Source organism: Mesorhizobium sp. M0815 (assembly GCF_040319995.1).
Lineage (GTDB): Bacteria > Pseudomonadota > Alphaproteobacteria > Rhizobiales > Rhizobiaceae > Mesorhizobium.
In genome coordinates, this window is record NZ_JAMYOU010000072.1 from 1 (window position 1) to 2,639 (window position 2,639).

Consider the following 2,639-nt stretch of genomic DNA (forward strand, 5'->3'; position numbering starts at 1 on the left):
GCTAAACACGGGGGCTGCGCGGCGGACACGCCGACGTCACAGCTACTGCCACGCCATTTTTGCAGAACTTGACGCACACAACTAAGTCGTGGGATTTATGCGACAGCGGAATCAGGATACGCGACTAGCACCCCGTGCCGGGTCAACCTCGCCGTCGGGAAGTACCGACCGGTGCGGAACCAAGCGGATTCACGCTTGTCGGCAGCGGACGCCGGCGGTGGCGGTCTGCACTCGAGCAGGCTCCCAATTAGCGAGACAAACGTCCAGAGCGGAGGCCAATCTTGGCACGCGACTTCGCCAGCCTGAACGACCGCTCTCCTCGGCTTAGTCAAGCATACCTACGGAATGATGCGCCTGGCCGGTGACAAATGAATCTCTGCTGGACCGCCGATGATATGGGGAGGCGCTCGCAAATCGCGCCCTACGCGCGGGTTGATCGGTTGAACAACATCAAAGCTTGAATATGAGAAATGCGCTAACTGTGACGGCGGTGGTCACCGTGGCTCGAGTGTCAGCAGATGTGGTAAGGGTGAGTGTCGGCGAGTAGCAGAGGTCCAGCAACAATGACTTTGAGGCGAACCAGAGCTTACGGCACATCCGGCTTGGTTCTAGCGGTTTGCACTGTGTTTGCTTGGCAGAACGCCGCTGCCGCTCAAAATTGCGACGCAGCCGCGACGCCTGGCGTCAATTGGCAAGAGTGTGACAAGAAGCTTCTCATCCTAGATGGACAGGACCTGAGTGGGGCGAACCTGTTCGGTGTTGATTTCACTTCGACCGACCTCAGGAACACCAATCTCCGTGCGGCAAATCTTGAGAAGGCAACGCTTGTGCGTGCTTCCTTGGCCGACTCGACCGCCAAAGGCGCCCGGTTCGACAGAATCGAGGCCTACAGGACCGACTTCAGCCGTATGGACGCGCAGGGCGCTGTGTTTGCGAGCGCGGAAATGCAGCGCTCGAATTTCCAGGACGCCAATCTGACCAATGTTGATTTCACAAAGGCAGAACTGGGGCGTGCGCAGTTCCATGACGCCGATATCAGCGGCAGCCGCTTCTCGTTTGCCAATCTCGCACGGGCGGACTTCCGAGGAGCGAGGTTCACCGCGCCGATAGACTTTGACCGCGCCTTTTTCTTTCTGACCCGTATCGAGGGCGTCGACCTTTCCAATTCGGCGGGTCTGTCCCAGTGGCAGCTCAACATGGCTTGCGGAGACGCCCGGACCGAGTTGCCTTCTGGCCTGACGAGGCCTGAAGATTGGCCCTGTCAATTCCAGCAGGAATAGTTGTCGGCAAGCGAACTGCGGCAATGCTGCACCCGACAGGATTCGAACCTGTAACTTCTGCCTTCGGAGGGCGCAGATCGTCCGCCAAAGTGGCACGTTTCTGCGGTATTGCTATTGGCGAAATCGCGGCCGAAGGGTGTTTGTGCCCCTTCCGTTCACCGCTACCGGTTCAATCGAACCGGTAGCTCCTGTCCGAATAAGTGGCAGCAACTCTTGTATCGTCGAGAATGACTACCATCGTCGTGATTATCATTCAGAAGCCTGGCACCAACGCGTCGATCATACTCGCCTCGCAGCACTTGACATAGGCCGCGGCATCTTGGGGGCTTAAGCTTTCGTCGGTCAAACGCCTGTCGAATGCATCTAGAGTATCCGTCTTGGTCAAGGAAGGGATGGCGACCATTTCCGGTCGTCCCTGATGAGGGCGTTAGCGAGAACGACGAGCTTTCTCATGATGGCGGTTAAGGCGAGTTTTGCAGGTTTTCCGCCGTCTCGGAGGTCTTGGTATTTTGTCTTGAGTGACTGATTGAAACGGACCGCGACGAGGGCTGGCATGTAGAGCGCCTGCCTGACCGACGATCTTCCTCCCCGGATGAAGCACTTGCCCTTCCACTGCCCCGACTGGCGATCGACCGGTGCGAGGCCGGCGAGGCTTGCGACCTGCTTGTTGGCAAGGGTTCCCAACTCCGGCATGTCGGCGATGATGGCGAAGGCTGTGACATCGCCAAGGCCTGGGATACTAGTGAGGATGTCGAAGCGACGATCTGGCTCGCGGGCGACCAGCGTACGACATTCGGCGTCGATCGCATTGATCTGGGTGGTGATTTGCCTGAGCCGCTGCTCGGCCTGGCGCTTCAAAAGCGGGATGGTCAGGTTCTTCTGCCTGTTCTGGGCGGCGGTACGGTCCTTGACCAATGCGCGGCGCGCTGCGACGAGTTCGCAAAGCGTATCAAGGGTGTCGCTGCGGATTGGTCGGATTTGCGGCGTCATCAGTTCGCCGAAGCGGGCGAGCATGGCGGCGTCGATGCGATCGGTCTTGGACAGTCGGCCGGCGGCCTTCGCGAAAGCGCGCGTGTGCAGCGGGTTCATCTTGACCAGCGGCAGGCCCTTGGCACCCAACGTGCGCTCGAGCAGCCGGTGGTAGGCGCCCGTCGCTTCGTAGACAATGCGGCTGGGGCAAGCGGAGCCAGCCAGCGCAGCAGCTCGCGCAGGCCGTTTGCGTCATTGGCGAATTGCCGCTCCGTCCCTTCCGGCAGGAGATGGACGTCGAGGCGAGGAACTGTCAGGAATTCTGTGCGCGAGGCCGGTTTCGTCATTGGCTGACGAACCTTTCGCCGAAGACGACGGCGAACTGGGTCT

Annotated in this window: 1 protein-coding gene and 1 pseudogene; one reads left to right on the top strand and one right to left on the bottom strand. The window is 59.6% G+C overall.

Annotation, left to right across the window (positions count from 1 at the left end; translation table 11 throughout):
- The first annotated feature begins 563 nt into the window (after nucleotides 1-563).
- Complete coding sequence (locus NKI01_RS30770; protein ID WP_352965852.1) at nucleotides 564-1,280, top strand: pentapeptide repeat-containing protein; 717 nt, start codon at nucleotides 564-566, stop codon at nucleotides 1,278-1,280.
- A 381-nt stretch (nucleotides 1,281-1,661) separates the two neighbouring features.
- On the opposite strand, the pseudogene NKI01_RS30775 reads toward NKI01_RS30770, so the two are convergent.
- A pseudogene (locus NKI01_RS30775) lies at nucleotides 1,662-2,596 on the bottom strand (IS110 family RNA-guided transposase).
- Nucleotides 2,597-2,639: the final 43 nt, after the last annotated feature.